At 62.4% G+C, this 15481-nt stretch carries 19 protein-coding genes and 1 pseudogene; 14 read left to right on the forward strand and 6 right to left on the reverse strand.

Going from position 1 to position 15481, the window contains the following annotated elements:
* Positions 1–468 precede the first annotated feature (468 nt).
* The 10 genes and pseudogenes from AWB66_RS35155 to tnpC all read left to right on the forward strand — a co-directional run bounded on the left by AWB66_RS35155 (position 469) and on the right by tnpC (position 4237).
* On the forward strand, positions 469–606 hold the full coding sequence (locus AWB66_RS35155) for a hypothetical protein (protein WP_407642337.1): 138 nt from the start codon (positions 469–471) through the stop codon (positions 604–606).
* Positions 555–1025, forward strand: a pseudogene (locus AWB66_RS34600) (TonB family protein); the annotation flags it as partial. The gene AWB66_RS35155 and the pseudogene AWB66_RS34600, both read left to right, overlap by 52 nt.
* A gap of 45 nt (positions 1026–1070) precedes the next feature.
* Entirely contained in the window at positions 1071–1346 is a 276-nt protein-coding gene (locus AWB66_RS34605; protein ID WP_407642339.1) for a PDZ domain-containing protein, read from the forward strand.
* Positions 1334–1579 carry a PDZ domain-containing protein gene (locus AWB66_RS29025; protein ID WP_087633505.1) on the forward strand — a complete coding sequence of 82 codons (246 nt, stop codon included), beginning with the start codon at positions 1334–1336 and terminating at the stop codon, positions 1577–1579. Before AWB66_RS34605 ends, AWB66_RS29025 begins: the two co-directional genes overlap by 13 nt.
* Positions 1576–1821 carry a hypothetical protein gene (locus AWB66_RS34610; protein ID WP_235021286.1) on the forward strand — a complete coding sequence of 82 codons (246 nt, stop codon included), beginning with the start codon at positions 1576–1578 and terminating at the stop codon, positions 1819–1821. The genes AWB66_RS29025 and AWB66_RS34610 overlap by 4 nt, the downstream gene beginning before the upstream one ends.
* Positions 1822–1829: 8 nt before the next feature.
* Positions 1830–2090 carry a serine hydrolase family protein gene (locus AWB66_RS34615; RefSeq protein WP_235021287.1) on the forward strand — a complete coding sequence of 87 codons (261 nt, stop codon included), beginning with the start codon at positions 1830–1832 and terminating at the stop codon, positions 2088–2090.
* Between the two features lie 53 nt (positions 2091–2143).
* Entirely contained in the window at positions 2144–2560 is a 417-nt protein-coding gene (gene tnpA, locus AWB66_RS29035) for an IS66 family insertion sequence element accessory protein TnpA (protein WP_087633506.1), read from the forward strand.
* Positions 2554–2901 carry an IS66 family insertion sequence element accessory protein TnpB gene (gene tnpB, locus AWB66_RS29040; RefSeq protein WP_200819092.1) on the forward strand — a complete coding sequence of 116 codons (348 nt, stop codon included), beginning with the start codon at positions 2554–2556 and terminating at the stop codon, positions 2899–2901. The genes tnpA and tnpB overlap by 7 nt, the downstream gene beginning before the upstream one ends.
* Positions 2902–2975: 74 nt before the next feature.
* Positions 2976–3443, forward strand: coding sequence for an IS66 family transposase (locus tag AWB66_RS29045; protein WP_087633507.1), 468 nt, complete (start codon positions 2976–2978; stop codon positions 3441–3443).
* Positions 3440–4237: an IS66 family transposase gene (tnpC, locus tag AWB66_RS29050; RefSeq protein WP_159462965.1), complete on the forward strand. Its 798-nt coding sequence runs from the start codon at positions 3440–3442 to the stop codon at positions 4235–4237. Before AWB66_RS29045 ends, tnpC begins: the two co-directional genes overlap by 4 nt.
* 72 nt (positions 4238–4309) lie before the next feature.
* Here the strand turns inward: tnpC and AWB66_RS34130 are convergent, their stop codons facing one another.
* From AWB66_RS34130 to AWB66_RS29060, 3 genes are read right to left on the reverse strand one after another with little or no spacing between them, the layout of a single operon-like run.
* A complete protein-coding gene (locus AWB66_RS34130; protein WP_235021288.1) occupies positions 4310–5290 on the reverse strand; it encodes a helix-turn-helix domain-containing protein in 981 nt (326 codons plus the stop codon).
* Entirely contained in the window at positions 5287–6264 is a 978-nt protein-coding gene (locus AWB66_RS34135) for a recombinase family protein (protein WP_200819094.1), read from the reverse strand. Before AWB66_RS34135 ends, AWB66_RS34130 begins: the two co-directional genes overlap by 4 nt.
* The gene (locus AWB66_RS29060; protein WP_087633509.1) at positions 6251–6454 is read right to left on the reverse strand and encodes a hypothetical protein; all 204 of its coding nucleotides are present in this window, start codon (positions 6452–6454) and stop codon (positions 6251–6253) included. The genes AWB66_RS34135 and AWB66_RS29060 overlap by 14 nt, the downstream gene beginning before the upstream one ends.
* A gap of 378 nt (positions 6455–6832) precedes the next feature.
* On the opposite strand from AWB66_RS29060, the gene AWB66_RS33200 reads away from it, so the two are divergent.
* The 3 genes from AWB66_RS33200 to AWB66_RS29075 are packed head-to-tail and all read left to right on the forward strand — an operon-like array spanning position 6833 to position 8020.
* Positions 6833–6961 (forward strand): transposase domain-containing protein, encoded by a 129-nt coding sequence (locus AWB66_RS33200; RefSeq protein WP_125469816.1) that lies wholly within the window; start codon positions 6833–6835, stop codon positions 6959–6961.
* A 14-nt stretch (positions 6962–6975) separates the two neighbouring features.
* A complete protein-coding gene (locus tag AWB66_RS29070; protein WP_087633510.1) occupies positions 6976–7467 on the forward strand; it encodes a hypothetical protein in 492 nt (163 codons plus the stop codon).
* Positions 7406–8020, forward strand: coding sequence for a serine hydrolase family protein (locus AWB66_RS29075; protein WP_087633511.1), 615 nt, complete (start codon positions 7406–7408; stop codon positions 8018–8020). The genes AWB66_RS29070 and AWB66_RS29075 overlap by 62 nt, the downstream gene beginning before the upstream one ends.
* 48 nt (positions 8021–8068) lie before the next feature.
* On the opposite strand, the gene AWB66_RS29080 is transcribed toward AWB66_RS29075, so the two are convergent.
* From AWB66_RS29080 to AWB66_RS29090, 3 genes are all read right to left on the reverse strand, one after another.
* Positions 8069–11140, reverse strand: a complete 3072-nt coding sequence (locus AWB66_RS29080) for a transglycosylase domain-containing protein (protein ID WP_087633512.1) — start codon at positions 11138–11140, stop codon at positions 8069–8071.
* A 976-nt stretch (positions 11141–12116) separates the two neighbouring features.
* Entirely contained in the window at positions 12117–12809 is a 693-nt protein-coding gene (locus AWB66_RS29085; protein WP_087633513.1) for a VIT1/CCC1 transporter family protein, read from the reverse strand.
* A gap of 9 nt (positions 12810–12818) precedes the next feature.
* On the reverse strand, positions 12819–13394 hold the full coding sequence (locus AWB66_RS29090; protein WP_087135535.1) for a cytochrome b: 576 nt from the start codon (positions 13392–13394) through the stop codon (positions 12819–12821).
* A gap of 341 nt (positions 13395–13735) precedes the next feature.
* Here AWB66_RS29090 and AWB66_RS29095 point away from each other — a divergent pair, with 341 nt between their 5' ends.
* Positions 13736–15082 (forward strand): PQQ-dependent sugar dehydrogenase, encoded by a 1347-nt coding sequence (locus AWB66_RS29095; protein WP_087633514.1) that lies wholly within the window; start codon positions 13736–13738, stop codon positions 15080–15082.
* Positions 15083–15481: the final 399 nt, after the last annotated feature.

Here is a 15481-nt window from a genome sequence, read left to right on the forward strand (position 1 = left end):
AGGTTTGCAGGCTCGAGATCCTTTAATTCCCACGCCTCCAGCCTGATGATTAGATCGCGATACTTGGGCGCCGGCGCCCGTGATGCTGGACACCGACGCCATCAACATGATCGTGGTGGCCCGGGAGGCGAGCGTCGATCGATATGATCGCGAGCGTAAGTCGCTTGTTCGGGGCGGAGCGGACGCTCGAACGTCCACATGAGAGCCGGCGCGAACGTCCGTAGCTTGGCCGGCTCCGGTCCGATGACGAGGAGACGACGCCGGTCGCCGCGCCCAGACCGTAACAGTCACAGGCCGACCCACAGTCGGCGGTCGAGCCGAGGGACCTCCACGGTTGGTCTCAAGTCTAGCGGTCGTCAGTCCAATCGCGTTGACCGGCATCTGGCCGACCGTTGCCAAACGGTTCGCGTTCTCGGGGATTGAGACCGTAAAAAAGCGTCCCAACGCCTCGCCCGACAGTGGCGATCTATGTGGAAAGACTCAATCGGCGGCCGAGTTCCCAAGCTTCCGCTGGCAGTGACTACCATTAAAGTAGTCTTTCCCCGGCTCGCCTCATGTGCCTGTCGCGCTTCCGGTCTGCCGCCGGCGCTGTCATCGCCGCGCTGACGGCGCTCACGATGGGGGCATGCACGGTCACCCCACCGCCCCGCGTTGTGGCCGCGCGCACCGCGGCGCCGCCCGCGGCGCCTATTCAGACGCTCAGGGAGTACAAGGCGCGCGTCGCGCAACGCATCTTCAAGCGCGATCCATCGCTCTTGTTGAAAGGCACTCCGCAAGCGATGCTGCGTTCCTTCGTCCTTGTGTCGTTCACAGTGGACGGAAACGGTCGGCTCGTCGATTCCTCTGTGCATCGCACCAATGGCGACGACGAAGCCGAGGATACCGCCCTTGCATCGCTGCGACGCGCGGTACCGCTGCCTGCGCCGCCCGCTCGGCTTCTGAACGGCAACGGTCAGCTTGAACTTTTCGAGGGTTGGATGTTCAACGACAACGGCCAGTTCCAGTGGCAAACGGACGTGGACCCCGGACTGGCGGGCGCCGTCGGCTTGCCGCGGTCGGCGGCTACGCTCGTGATTTCGGTTGCGCCCGGTTCTCCGGCGCTCGACGCGGGCCTCACGCCCGGCAATGTCGCCGAGCAGATCGGCGACAAGACGATTGATCATGCCGCGGATTTCGTCGCGCAGGATGCGGCGCTCCCGCCCGGCGACAAGGTCGTGCTGCAAATCGCGCGCGGTGCCAGGCCAATGACGGTGACGATCAACCCGGGCGAGGCCGTTGCGGCACACAAACGCCGAAGAGCGGAGCGAGCGCAGCAAATCGGCTCGGTCTTACCATGCATCCGCTGACCGACGCCGAGCGCCGCAAGAGCGATCTCCCGCAGGGCCTGATGGTCGAGTCCACTCCGGAGGGGGCGGCGAAGGCGGGCATACAGCCCGGCGACATCGTCCTCGGCGTGAACGATGCACTCGTCGAGTCGCAAGAGAAACTCGCCGCAGCGACTTCCACTACCGGCAAGAAGGTCTCCTTGCTGATTCAGCGCAACCGTGCGCGCAGCTTCGTGTCCGTCGATTTGAAATGAACGACTGGGGCGGTCTGCGGGATCCAGCATCGATGGTCGCCAGGCGCCGGATACGGGTCCAGGAGGTGATCGTGATCAAGAATATTGCCACTGCCCTGCTTCTCGCGGCCGCCCCGCTCCTCGCATTGGCCGGGACACCGACGCTCCATTCGCGCAGCGCGCTGGTGTACGACATCCGGCATCAGGAAGTCCTGCTCGAAAAGAACGCCGACACCGTGCGCCCTGTTGCCTCTCCTCCCTGACCAAGCTGATGACAGCGATGGTCGTGCTGGATGAGGCGCAGTCGATGCAAGAAACACTGATGATCGGCAACGCCGACATCGACCGGCTCAAGCATTCAGGCTCGCGCATTCCGGTTGGCGCAACGCTCAAACGCGAGGAAATGCTGCGCCTCGCGCTAATGTCGTCAGAGAATCGCGCGGCCTCCGCACTGTCGCGCGCGTTTCCGGGAGGTCAGCGTGCCTTTCTCCGGAAGATGAACGAAAGTATCCGTCAGCGCATCCCGTCTTGAACGCACGCAAGCCCGGTGCGAAGGTGTAGCCATCGTAACAACGGAGCACGGCGATGGACGACGCTACGGGAGAGACGGCTGTACCGACGGGCACCCGACGCCCCCGGCAAGGCGAAGCATTCTGGCGCGAGATGGTCATGGCATGGACCATAAGCGGACTGGGCCTTCGACGTTTCTGTCGTGAGCAGGGGCTCGCCGTCAGTACCTTCGGCCTGTGGCGCAAGAAGCTGTCTGGCGAGGCACGAGCAGGCGCGCACCCGCTCGCGGTCACCCCGGACGCTGCATTTATCGTTTCCCATCCGGACACCGCACCAGCCACTCCTGCGCCACCGTCGACGGCGGACACTTTGTCATCTTCGCGTGATCGGGTGACGTTGTCGCTCGCCGGTGTTCGCATCGAGCTGACCGGTGCTCATGCCGAGCGCATCGTGCGTTTCGTGCTCGGACAGCTCGGAGGTAGCCGGTGCTGATCGCAGCCGATGTTCGTGCGTATATCTGCCGTGAGCCGGTCGACATGCGCAAATCCATCGACGGCCTGTCGTATCTGGTCGAGCCACTGCTTGCCCAGAACCCTGTCTCGGGCAATCTGTTCGTGTTCGTCGGCCGGGACCGCTCGAAAGTCAAATGCCTATACTGGGATCGCACCGGTTTCGCGCTCTGGTACAAGCGCCTTGAACGGGGCCGCTTTCCATCACCGTTGGCGCTCGCGCAACGCGGCTTCACGCTCGCCGAACTCAACGCCTGGCTCGAAGGCATTGAGATCTCGGCACGCGAGCCGCATCACGCCGTCGCGGTGACGCGCGTGAGCTGAACTCGCTGTCGCCTGTGCAGATACAACGCTCCCCGATCTTGTAAACGTAGCGCGAGTTGGGCATCATGATAGCCATGCCGCCCACCGCTATCACTGTCGCGGAATTGCCGGTCGAGCCCGACGCGCTGCAAGCCTTCGCGCTCGAACAGAACCGGCTGGCATGCGTGCTGTGGGAGCAACTGGAAGCGCTGCAGCACCAGATTGCCCAGGCGAACCGCGCGCGCTTCGGCGTCAGTTCCGAGCGGCTGGCGGGTCAGGCGGAACTGTTCGACGCCGCCACGGAGTTGCCCATTCCTCCTGAGCCGGCGCAGGTTCCGGTCGCGGGCCACGCCCGCAAGGGCCGTCCGGCGCTGCCGAAGGACCTGCCGCGCGAGCGCGTTGAATACGATCTGAAGGACGAACAGAAAGCCGCATTCGATTCGCTCGAGCGTATCGGCGAGGAGCGCAGCGAGACGCTGCACTACGAGCCGTCGAGGCTCACCGTCATTGAACATATCCGCTTCAAGTACGCGGCGAAGAAGGATGGCGAGTCACCATCGTGACCGCAAGTGCCCAGCCTTCGCCGCTGCCGAAGAGCAATGCGAGCGCGAGCCTGCTGGCTAACATCCTGGCCAACACCTACGTCGATCACCTGCCTTTGAACCGGCAGGAGATGCGCTATGCACGACGTGGTGTGCACCTGCCCCGGGCAACGCTGTGCGAATGGAAGCTGGCGGCAGCCGAACTGCTCGAAGTGCTGCTGCCACCGCTACGGGCTCACCAGTTGCAGGCACCCCGCATGCACGTCGACGACACGACGCTGCCATTACTCGAGAAGGGTCGCACGGCGACGCGCACGGCACGATTATGGGGATACCTGGGCGCGGGCCAGCGCGAGGAGAACGGCGTCTGGGTTGACCACCCGCCAGCGGTCGTGTTCGAGTTCGCCGAATCGCGCTCCGGTTCGCATCCGCTGCGGTACTTGCAGAAGTACAAAGGTTATCTGCAGGCGGACGCGTACAGTGGACATGGCGCACTCTACGAAACCGGAGACATCGTCGAGGTCGGATGTTGGGCCCATTGCCGTCGACGCTTCTTCGAAATCGCGAAGGCGCAGAGCAAACCGGGCCTTGCGGCGCAGGCGCTGCAGTGGATTGCCAGCCTGTATGCGATCGAGTCGCGGATCCGGGACCAAACACCTGATCTCAAATATGCGGCGCGGCAAATCGATGCGCTGCCGGTGCTCGCACAATTCCGGCAATGGCTCGAAGGCAACGTCATCGGTTTGCCGGCTCAGGCGCCGCTCGCGAAAGCCTTCGGCTATGCGTTACGCCATTGGCCGGCGCTCGTTCGTTAACCCGAGAGCGGAATCCTGCTACCTGATAACAATGCTCTCGAGCGTCAAATTCGCCCTATCGCGACGGGGCGTTCATTGTGCACCTCCTTCTGAATCCTCGATAAACATTGGGAGTTGGCCTTCGATGGCGCTGCGACACGGGCGAAGCTTCCGGGTAGTCAGCGCGGCATCAACTGCCTCGGTATGCAGGTCGCTTGCGCGGATCTGCCATGGAGCGTCGGGCATTACTTGCTCAGCGGGCAGAATTCGGTCCTTGATCAGGCGGCGGATCGCATGATTGGTGACGCCAAGCACTTCCGCTGCCTCGGACATCGTCAACCATTCACCCTCCTTCTCAGCCGATTTATAGGCGTGGATGTCGCGCACGTGCCGTACGGATCTAACCCGATGCGCAGTCCAGGTCTTGCCTTGGCCCGTCCGTATTCCCATCCGGTTTAGCGATGCGGCGATGTCCTGATCAGACCATCGGGTAACCATGCTGCGGATAACGGCGAGCGCTTCGTCAGAGGTGCTGCATCCGTGTTCGCCTGTCTTGGGCTTGCGGATGCGCAACTGTGAATGCTGGCCTCCTTGCCAGTGGATCGTGAGAATAACTTCACGCGTTGTCTCATCCACGGCCGCGACAATATCGACGATCAGCGCCCGAACCAGTTGCTGGCGCATGCGCATGGTGACACCCGGAGCATTCCAGGCGGCGTCGAGGTCCTCGGCAAGCTTGGTGAAGTCAGGAGCAGCGCGAGCTGGCACTGATGTGCGTGCGGTCTGCAGACGCGCCTGGCAGGCTTGTACACGACGCAACGCTGCTTCCCAGTTCCTCTCCAACTGCGCGGCAATCAAACGGTTATCGGGATCGCAGGCAGCGTAGCGTCGCTCTGCCAGCGTGGCCTCATACTGAGCCTGCTGCAGGTCGAGTTCGATAATTCGCCGCTGCTCATTCAGGGTGTCCATACGCATTTGCTCGGCCTGCAGGGCCGCCTCTATCGCCATTGGTTCCACGACACGGATCAGTTCCTTCGCGATCGCGGCGTCTATGCGAGAGCCACCAAAGCTCATGCACTTCGGCGGCAGGTCGAAGCGATAGCATCGGTAGAGTTGGCGGCGAGCCGCTGCTGGTTGCGCTCGAATTCCTCCCAGTCAATGTAGCCTGGGTGGTGTTCCTTGAGCAGCACCTCCCACTCCTCGAACGGCTTTGGGTGCTTGTAACTCTTGTGTGCACGGCCATCAACGATGGTCGTCTTGTTCCCGCTCTTACCGTAAGCATAAGCTCCCGAATAGAATGGATTCCTAATCACGGAGAGCACGTTGCGATAACGTATCAGCGTCCAGTCGAAGTGCGTCAGGCTACTACGATCAGTCGGACGCGGGAAGTGGACCTGCTCGGAGCGTAACGACATGAAGGTCTGTCGCGCGCTACCCAGTTCGCGAAAGCGAGCAAAGATCAGGCGTATCACTTCCTGCAGTCTCTGGTTTGGATCGAGACCCAGGCCGACCTCACGATGCCAGAGGTAGCCAATCGGCACGCTGATGCGCAATTCACCGCGCTGAGCTTTGGCACGCGCGGCGTCGAGCATACGCGTTCGAAGCACGTTGAGCTCGAACTCGCTGATGCTGCCCTTCATGCCGAGCCATAACCGGTCGTTCGGCCGGCAAGGATCGTATACGCCATCAAGGTCGATCACTCTCGCTTCGACGAGACCGCACAGCTCGAGCAGATGGTGCCAGTCGCGCCCGTTACGGGCAAGACGTGACGCATCCAGGCAAAGGACAGCCCCGACTTCACCGGCACAAAGCAATGCCACGAGGCGCTCAAAGCCTGGCCGAGCCACCGCTCCACTCGCCGATCGGCCCAGGTCGTCGTCGATGACCTCGATCTCGCCAAACCCGCGACGCTTGGCTTCGTCCACGAGTTCGTACTGGCGACGCTTGCTCTCCAGGTTCACCTGGACTTGAGCCTGCGTCGACTGCCGAACATAAACTACCGCCTTGCGCTTGAGAAGGGGCGCCGGCAGACGATCAGCGTTCGTCATCGTCACACTCCTTCGCGGTGGTGGCGCCCGCGGCTTGTATCAGCAGGCTCGCAAGACGCATGATCGCCCTTGCGCGCTGCTCCGCGTTCATTCCCTGAAGTTCGGCGTTGTCGAACCTCATGCTCATCTGGCGCGGCGTCACCACTGGCGATTGCGTTCGTGCTGGAACGCTCTTTGGCAGCTTGTCCATTGCGTTTCTCCCGGACGATGTTGAAACCGTCCGAAGAGTGTGCGCGCAAGCGCCGATCAACAAGCAGCCGATGCAGGCCGCATAGCGCCGCGACGGTGACTCTCGGCTCGCCAAGCTCCATGGCTGAACACACGGCACGATCCAGCATCCATGCCGCCATCACCCTGACTATCCCGGGGCCGGCTTCAACATGAACCACGCGACCACCGCTGCGTTCCTCGACGTCTCGAACCTTGACGCGGCGACCATATAGTGGATGCCAACGGTAATGGACTTCAATTTCCTGCCCGATATGGGCAGAATGAGCACGAGCTTGCCCTGGGGAGAGCCAATTGGACATTCGCGGGCTCGCCGCGTGGCGCCAGGGCCGCCGCCACGATGTACTCGCTGCTCGGCACGGCTCGGCTGAACGCCTCCGAGCCCTATGCATGGCTCAAGGACACACTTCAGAAGTTGCCGTCGTATCCTGTCAATCGCGTGCACGAACTGTTGCCGCTCGCCCGTTAAACGCCTAGACATTCATGGACATTCTCGACTCGCTTCGGCAGGCGCCCAGCGCCGAGTTGTATCGCCTCTATCTCGCCATCGGCAAAATGCTGGACGACCCGCGACGTATTCTCGAAGTACGTCAACGCTTGCACCTGGGAATGGAGGTCAGTTATATCGGGGGCGATCCGCTCGCATCACCTTCGCACGGAACCGTGGTGGAGCTGCGGCAAACCCAGGCGGTGATTCAGGACAACCAGAGCCGTCAGCGTTGGTCGGTGCTCTACGCGGCGGTTATCCCTGACACTGCGAGCGGCCCAACCCACGCGCCTGCGTCGCCGCCACCGCGAGCTCAGCGAGAGGAATTCTTCATCGGCGACACCGTCGGCTTCACCGACAAACATCTGAGCGAGCGGGTCGGTATCATCGTCCGCCTCAACGCAAAAACCGCGTCCATCGCTGTTAATGATTCGGAAGGTCATTGGCGGGTCTCTTACGCTCTGTTGCGGAAGATCGTCGACATCTAACCGCGCGACACCGTCAACACGGGCTCCGCTGACGGATACGAACGAAAAGGCGAGCGCCCTGGGCATGGCGGCTACGCAGTTCGACGACCCCACGGGGCTGTCGGCCGACAACGTCTCCACTGCGCGCGACCTGATAAAAATGGCGGATGCCGCGTCACGCTACCCACTGATTGACGCTTTCACCGTACTTTCCCGTTACGAGGAAGTCATCGGCACCAGAACGAGGTTCTATCGGAACTCGGATCCGGTCGTCGATTGGCCGGACTGGAGCGTTCAATTTGCGAAGACGGGCTATACCCGGGAGGCCGGACGCTGCATTCTCGTGGAAGCGGACATGCCGAATGGTCCGGTCATCATTGCGTTCCTCGGCACGCCTTCCTCGTGGGTGCGTTCGATGGATCTGGTCATGATTCGCCGCTGGCTGAACGGCGACGAAACCCCTGTCGTGATGCGGCGCGTGTATCACGCGAGCACGCAGTATCGCCATCATCAAACGATCACTCGATCGCATTGGGCCAGCCGCGCAACTCGCCGCATACCGAACAAAGGGTAAGCACCATTCTGGCAAGCGGCATCTCCGCCTGGCATCCTGAGGTACACCCTATCGGATTTCCGGTTTCGCTTCGCTTGTGGCTTCAATTGCCCGTCCGTCAGCCAGCAACGGCTGCAGCGCCGGCCCGAGCGACTTCAGCAACTGCACGGCAAGCGCACTCGTGAAGTCGTAGTGCGCTGCGTAGGGCTCGCGGACGTAGGCCGTGAGCGTGCCGAAGAAGCGCTCGCCGATCACGAAGACGAACGTGGCCGTCCTGTTCACCTTACGCGATTCAATGAGACGCCGGCCGCGGGCATACACGTTTAAACGCCGGTCGCCGGTGCCCGTCTTGCCCGAGACGTCGAGTGCGCGGCCATCGAGCGAGGCCATGCCATCGGCGAGTCGCTTCGCGGTGCCGCCCTCGACGACATCGCGCAGGAGCCGTTGAACCACAGTCGCGATCTCGGGCGCGAGCAACGGCTTCGCCGGCGCGCTCACCTGGGTGAACCGGGTCTCAAACGGCGTGTGCTTTGCGAATTCGAGCGTCGAGATGCGCTGCGTGGCGAGCCCTTGGCCGCCATTCTCCACGATGCCGATCAGCTGCGCGAGCGCCTCCGGACGGTCGCCCGAGGCGCCGATCGCCGCCGCATAGGAAGGCGTGACCGACGCGAACGGATAGCCGAGCGCGCGCCACGACTTCGCGATCTCGGCATACGCCTGCAACTCGACCATGCGCTTGATACGCCTGTCCTGCGTTGCGTGATAGCGCGTCTTGAAGAGCCACGAATAAGCGGTGACACGCGCATCGCGGCTCGCTTCCTGCACGTCGTTCAGCGTCGCAAGCGGATGCGAACGCAGATAGTTCACCGTCCACAGTTCGAGCGGATGCACGCTCGCAATATACCCGCGATCGTTGAGATTGAACTTGTCGACACTGTAGTTGACGTAAAGCTTCGCCAGGTCCTGGTCCGTGATCGACGCGGACGGTGAGCCGCGCAGCGCCGCGCGCATGCGGGCATCGAACCCTGCCTGCGGCTCGTCGGGCGCAACGCTTCTCAAGACCGCGGCGAGCTTCGGCGGCGAGTTGCGCACGTCGCGCAACAGCAGCGCGAGCGCCTCATCCGCCGTCCTGGGCCGGTATCTCGTGTAGAAGCGGCTCATATAGACACGGCTCTCGGCGTCGGCGAAGCGCGTCAGGTAGGCGTGACGCACCGCCGGATCGTCGAGCCAGTCCGACGACGGCCCCGCCACCCCGACCATTTCGTAGTGGACGATATCGCGCATTAGGCGCACGAACACGAGATTCACTGAATGCTGGAACGCGCTCTCCACGGTGAGCACGCGCGAGTTGTCGGTCGCCTCAAAATTGGAGAAGGCCTGCGCGCCGCCACCCGTGTAGAAAGTTTCGCCGGCGCTCGCGGAGTACTTGCGCGCGACGGCGGCATCGAGCATCGCGGGGAGCGAGCGGTCCGTCGTGTTCGAGAGATAGTCGAGCGCCCAGCGCGTGAGCGCATCCTGGCGGTCGGGCGTCACGCTGCGCAACTGCGCGGCGCTCATCGCGCCATAGCGCGCGTGCAGCGCCGCGACGACCTGCAAGTAAGTGATGACCGTGCGCATCTTGGCCGTCGATCCCAGGTTGAGTCGCCCGCTGCGGCTGATGTCGAAGGGCTCGTTGATGCTGTCCGTCTGCACGCGCACGAGGTTCGTGCCGCCTTTGCGCTCCATCAGCGTGAAGCTGTACGAGATCTTCGAAGGATCGTCGTGGGGCCGCAGCATGTGATAGCCGAATAACCCGGCATCGGCCGCGCCATAGCGGGTGGCCGCGCTCGCGAGCCGCTCGCTCACGGCCCGCTGCACCGGGTCGTCGAGCGTGGCGGTGACGCTGAGGTCGAGACGGTCAAGATCGTAGAGACTGGGTACGCCCAGTATCGCAAGCAGGTTCGAGCGCAGTGCGGTCACGCCCTTGCGCGCGACGAACGACACCGCCGCGCGCCGATGTGGCGCCGGATTCAGTTCGAGCGGCACGGCAAGCGCCGTGTCGCGCAGCGCCGGTGCGATGATGCCGTTCGCGCCGAGCAGGCGCAGATAGCTGTCGGTGCGGCGCTCGAGTTCCGGGCTGCCCGGGCGCAGAACGCGCGACGGCGCGCGCTGCGCGATCATCAGCGACAGCGCCTGCTTGAACGCGAGCGCCTGCGCATCGAGCATCTCGGCCGAAACGGGTGCGTTCAGGATGCGGTTGTATTCGTCGAAGTCGCGTCCGTACCACGCGGCCATGCCGTCCGGAAGACCGTTGATCTCGCCGATGCCGGGCCGCGCCGCGAGCGGCACCGAGTTCAGATAGCGCACGACGAGCTGACGGCGCGCGGGCATCGTCTGCGGGCCCTCGAGATACGCACGCACGGAAGCCGATGCGATCTGGCGGAGCTTCTCCGGCGGCGACGCGGTACGTCCGCCCGACGAGTGGCGGAACTTCTCGATCTGGGTCGCCAGCGTGCTGCCGCCCGGTTGCGGCGCATGCCTGTCGACGACGCGCCGGCCCTGATCGAACAGTGCGCGACCGAAGCGTCCCCAGTCGATTGCGGGATTGCGGTTGGGCAGGCTGTCGTCCAGCAGGCTGCGATCCTCGATGAAGAGCAGCGCATTGACGATGACCGGCGGAATGAACTCGAAGCTGTCGTAGACGAGACCGGGACTCGCAGCGCTGAAAAGCGGGTTGCCGCGCGAATCGAGCAGTGTGAGCCCGGCGCGGTCCTTCTCGTCATAGGGAACGAAAAGGCCCCTATCGGCCATCGACAGCATGGCTGCCGAGCCGCGCGCCTGCGCGGTGACGGCAAACCCGCGCGCAAGGAGCCGCTCCTCAAACGACGGCAGCAGTGCATAGCCGAGCCGCGCATCATAGGGTCCGGCGGACGCCTGCGGAATGCTGGCGCTGGGTCCGTCGCCGACGGAAAAGCCGATCTCGCTCCCCAACTCCGACAGGTAATGCGCCTGCCGCTGCGAGGTCTGCATTTCGATCTGCGTCATGCGCACGGCGACGGCGCAGATGAACACAGACGCGATGGCGAAAAGCCATGCGATCCAACGCCCGGCAGGCGGGACGCGCGACCCGCGCAAGAGTTCCTCTTCCAACGGCCCGCTCATGACGCGTTCTCCCGGTGCGCCCCACGGCTTTGTTCTACACAACCGAGTGTAGCGCAGGAAATGCAGACCACTCAGACAAGATCGAAATGGAGATGGCTCGCCAACTCGCCGACGCGCACAGGGAGGTTGCCAGCTACGGCCCTGCACTGACGGGCAGCGCTTGCCCACCGAAGGAAAGGTCCTAGGGGACGTTCACGGGGGCCGTCCCCATGTGTCGGAAGCAGCGCTGACCCCGGCCGTAGACCCTGTTCGCATATCGTCACGGCGCTCAAGCCGCAACGCCAGGTGCATAGCGTGTACTCATCGAGGGAACATAAATTTAACGACACGGGCGACTTGTGAACAGCGCCGTAGGTATCCGTCACGATAAAGCCGTTAACGGAACGGCAAAGCGCGCAAGCTTCCCTTCGCGATCAATGGGCAAAATCGACCCACAGGCGTCATTCGGCCCAACGTTTGCGACCGTCCGCTGTGAAAACATTAAGCCGACGTTCGCAAGCCCTTTGTTATGTATTGCCGGCTTTCGTCCGCAAGCATGGTTGATGCTGTCCGCATCGACTACTGGAATTCGCGCAATATTCAGTCCGTCGATCTCTTTCGGTGACAGTCCGCGCAGCTCGCTGATCGAGGTATTGCCGCCTTCCCTCGGCGGCGGCGGTACATGAATTTCAGATCACGCGTTGATCGGCAAATTAATCGATCGCAATCGATAGCTGCCTCTGGTCACGCAGCCGCGAACATCCGCGGAATCCGCTGCAGTTCTCAGGCAACACGTCTGCACCCTTCAATGCGCAGGCCATCGGTGATCTCTTTGACGCGCTCCCAATTCGCCGAGGTCAAGGCGACCATCAAAAAGGCAATGGACGGTAATAACGGCGGCTTTGACTGCTGGACGTTCCGAAGAAATTTGAGTGGAGCAAGCAGATGACAACCGTCGCGGAATAGCAAGCGATGTATTGCGGAAAGATGTCACGGCTCAACTCGCGCCGAATATAGCACCGACCGCGGATGCCACACCCATCGAAAGCGCGCTCCAGAAAGCCACCCGTAATACACCAGGACCCACTTTCGCTCCTCCGACGCGCGCGGCAAGTCCGCCAAGGATCGCTAGGGAAACCAGCGCCGTCGCCGCGATACTTGGGGCCACCCATCGCTGCGGGGCGAGCGCCGTGACGATGAGCGGCAAAGCGGCTCCAACCGAAAAGCTGCTGGCTGACGCTAGCGCGGCCTGCAACGGATTTGCAGCGGTCGTTTCCGAGATACCCAATTCGTCGCGGGCATGTGCGCCGAGTGCGTCGTGAGCCATTAAAGCCTGCGCAACCTGTTTGGCAAGCGCCATGTCGAGGCCGCGCCGGACGTAAATCGCCGCCAACTCTCGGTGCTCGCGCGCGCCATCCGCATCGAGCTCCGCCTGCTCTTCGGCGAGCGCCGCTGTTTCAGTATCCGCCTGCGACGAGACCGATACGTACTCGCCTGTCGCCATCGACATCGCGCCAGCTACCAATCCAGCCAGGCCGGTCAGCACCAGATGGCCGTGTTCGGCGTGCGCGGACGCGACGCCGATTATCAGACTTGCCGTCGAAATGATGCCGTCGTTCGCGCCAAGGACCGCAGCGCGTAGCCACCCGATCGCCTTGATTCGATGCGGTTCCTTGTGAGCCTTGGCCATTGGCGGACCCTAGCGGTCTCGACCCTGATCACGCGACGGCCCTGCGTGGGGCAGCATCCTTTGCAGCACACGGTCCTTCAGGACAAAGCGGTGGAACAGCGCTGCGACGACATGCAGACCAATCAACGCGAAAAGCACCCATGCGAGGATGCCGTGCACATCCCCCATCGCGTGGCCGAAGGCCGAGCCCGGTTCGCTCAGCGCCGGATAGGACACCACGCCCAGCAAGCGGACCGTCCAGCCTCGTGAGGACGCATTGATCCAGCCGAGCAGCGGCACCAGCACCAGGGCGGCGTAGAGGAGAACATGCGTTATGCGCGAGACGACGCTGAGTAGTGGTGGCAGTTCATCCGGCGTGGGCCAATGCGTCAATCGCCAGATCACCCGGATTGCCATGACGGCGACGAGCGTCGCGCCCACCCCAAGATGCCAGGCGATCAGATTAACCGGCTGCGTGTCTTTGTGGACGTCCGGCATCGTCCAGCCGATTGCAAATTGCATTGCGACCAACAGGACGGTTAGCCAGTGCAGTGTGCGTGCGACTGTGTCATATGCCGGACGCTGCATTCCGTAAACCTTCGCCATTCTTGCTCCTCAAGTTTTCACGACTTGATGAATTGATGGGGGGTGCGCAGCCTGCGAATCTTGAGCTGATGGCCTGAAAAAAGCACTACGCAAATCCGATAGATGCTAGCGACATTACCTTAAGAAAACCTGATGCCGGGGAGGGGCGATCTGGATGCTCGACTCCGCTGCTGTTTCCGCACAGCCCCCAACGTGGGTTCAGCACGGCCGGAAAGCCGGGAGGCCGGGGTTTTCCACTTGAGTCACGGAAATAGTTTGCGCGTTAGCAGGCAGCGTCGCGGGCCGGTTTCTTGCTATCGGTCCGTTGCATCGTCAATCAACGCTCTTCGTTCGGAACCCACATGCGCCTGCTAAACCGTCTGGCTATTTCAATGGTTTTGCCACTGGCCTCCTGCGCGATTGGACCATCAAGTTCAACTGACACGGGCTTCGGCGCATCGCCCGCCATGCCGGCTCCGGAATCGTCGTTGGTTCCGATGGTCAACATCGCGCCCGTTCAGGCACGCCCCGACGGTTTTATGCCCGCCGCACCCGCAGGCTTTCGCGTCACCGAGTTTGCCGGTGGCCTCGCGCACCCGCGCTGGCTTTACACGCTGCCCAATGGTGACGTACTGGTCGCGGAAAGCGACGCGCCAAAAGAACATGATGAAGGCAGTGGCCTATTCGGCTGGGTCAGAAAGCAGGTCATGAAGCGCGCCGGCGCCGGTGTGCCGAGCCCCGATCGCATTGTGCTGTTGCGCGATGTGGATGGCAGCGGCGTCGCGAGGACTCAGACCGTGTTTCTGGGTGGCCTCCACTCGCCGTTCGGGATGGCGCTCATTGGCAATCAACTCTATGTTGCCGATACGGACGCTCTGTTGCGTTTCGACTATGTGACAGGCACCACCCAGCTTACAAGCCTCGGCGTCAAGGTTGCCGACTTGCCGGCCGGGCCGATCAACCATCACTGGACCAAAAATATCCTGGTCGATCGCTCCGGCAAGCATCTGTACATCACGGTGGGATCGAACAGCAACGCAGGGGAAAATGGAGTCGACGCCGAAGAAGGTCGAGCGCGTATCCTTGTGTTCGACATTGACACGGGCCATGTGCGGCCCTATGCGACTGGATTGCGCAACGCCAACGGACTTGCCTGGCAACCGGACAGCGGCGCGTTGTGGACGGCAGTCAATGAGCGGGACGATCTCGGCAACAATCTTGTCCCCGACTACATGACCGCCGTGAAAGATGGCGCTTTTTATGGCTTTCCCTACAGCTACTACGGGCAGCACATTGACACCCGCGTCAAACCGCAACGCCCCGATCTGGTTTCAAAAGCCATCACGCCGGACTATGCGCTCGGCAATCATACGGCTTCGCTAGGTCTGGTTTTTTACGACCGGACGCTGTTCCCGCCTCATTATCGCGGAGGCGCATTTGTTGGCCAGCATGGATCATGGAACCGCAAACCGCCTACCGGCTACAAGGTGGTGTTTGTGCCATTTGTCGATGGAAAACCTGCAGGATTGCCTGAAGATTTCCTGAGCGGCTTCCTGACGGCAGACGGCCACGCCGTGGGTCGACCCGTCGGCGTCGCACTGGACGTGCATGGGGCCTTGCTCGTGGCCGACGATGTCGGTAACGCTGTTTGGCGGGTAGCGCCGCGTAACAACAACAAATCGGCTGAAAGCGCGTCGGCAGGTAAATGACACAGCCCTGGCGGTTTGATCGGCACCGCAAAGCAAGACGCCCGTGGCGTCACTTCAAGGGACGGGGAACCCGGAACTGGATCCCGGTGACGCTCCGCAGGATAGAGCCAGCATTGTCGTGATTCGGTAGTTTGTGATAATCGATCGGAACATCTGCGCCGATGGACTGCTCCGTCGCCGAATTGCCGAATTGCCGAATTGCCGAACGGCCGCTATCTCGACAATCATCGGCCCTTTCGCAACAACCCATTGACCGTCTCTTCCTGGCCGGTTTCCGAAGCTCCCAGTTCGAGCGCCGACCAAAGAGCTGCGATCACGAGGCGAATTCGCTGCCCGACCCTGAAAGGCCGCTGGCATCCAGCCTGCCAGCGTCTTTTGACACCGGCATACCAGACATCG

This window comes from Caballeronia telluris (genome assembly GCF_001544495.1).
In the GTDB taxonomy this organism is placed as follows: domain Bacteria; phylum Pseudomonadota; class Gammaproteobacteria; order Burkholderiales; family Burkholderiaceae; genus Caballeronia; species Caballeronia telluris.

Coding starts and splice junctions, on each gene's coding strand:
- AWB66_RS29095 (WP_087633514.1), top strand. CDS start 13,736: ATGCGCCTGCTAAACCGTCTGGCTATTTCAATGGTTTTGCCACTGGCC.
- AWB66_RS34130 (WP_235021288.1), bottom strand. CDS start 5,290: ATGAGCTTTGGTGGCTCTCGCATAGACGCCGCGATCGCGAAGGAACTG.
- AWB66_RS34615 (WP_235021287.1), top strand. CDS start 1,830: ATGACAGCGATGGTCGTGCTGGATGAGGCGCAGTCGATGCAAGAAACA.
- tnpA (WP_087633506.1), top strand. CDS start 2,144: ATGGACGACGCTACGGGAGAGACGGCTGTACCGACGGGCACCCGACGC.
- AWB66_RS29060 (WP_087633509.1), bottom strand. CDS start 6,454: ATGGACAAGCTGCCAAAGAGCGTTCCAGCACGAACGCAATCGCCAGTG.
- AWB66_RS29090 (WP_087135535.1), bottom strand. CDS start 13,394: ATGGCGAAGGTTTACGGAATGCAGCGTCCGGCATATGACACAGTCGCA.
- AWB66_RS33200 (WP_125469816.1), top strand. CDS start 6,833: ATGTACTCGCTGCTCGGCACGGCTCGGCTGAACGCCTCCGAGCCCTAT.
- AWB66_RS29045 (WP_087633507.1), top strand. CDS start 2,976: ATGCCGCCCACCGCTATCACTGTCGCGGAATTGCCGGTCGAGCCCGAC.
- AWB66_RS29025 (WP_087633505.1), top strand. CDS start 1,334: ATGCATCCGCTGACCGACGCCGAGCGCCGCAAGAGCGATCTCCCGCAG.
- AWB66_RS35155 (WP_407642337.1), top strand. CDS start 469: ATGTGGAAAGACTCAATCGGCGGCCGAGTTCCCAAGCTTCCGCTGGCA.
- AWB66_RS29085 (WP_087633513.1), bottom strand. CDS start 12,809: ATGGCCAAGGCTCACAAGGAACCGCATCGAATCAAGGCGATCGGGTGG.
- AWB66_RS29070 (WP_087633510.1), top strand. CDS start 6,976: ATGGACATTCTCGACTCGCTTCGGCAGGCGCCCAGCGCCGAGTTGTAT.
- AWB66_RS29080 (WP_087633512.1), bottom strand. CDS start 11,140: ATGAGCGGGCCGTTGGAAGAGGAACTCTTGCGCGGGTCGCGCGTCCCG.
- AWB66_RS34135 (WP_200819094.1), bottom strand. CDS start 6,264: ATGACGAACGCTGATCGTCTGCCGGCGCCCCTTCTCAAGCGCAAGGCG.
- AWB66_RS29075 (WP_087633511.1), top strand. CDS start 7,406: ATGATTCGGAAGGTCATTGGCGGGTCTCTTACGCTCTGTTGCGGAAGA.
- AWB66_RS34610 (WP_235021286.1), top strand. CDS start 1,576: ATGAACGACTGGGGCGGTCTGCGGGATCCAGCATCGATGGTCGCCAGG.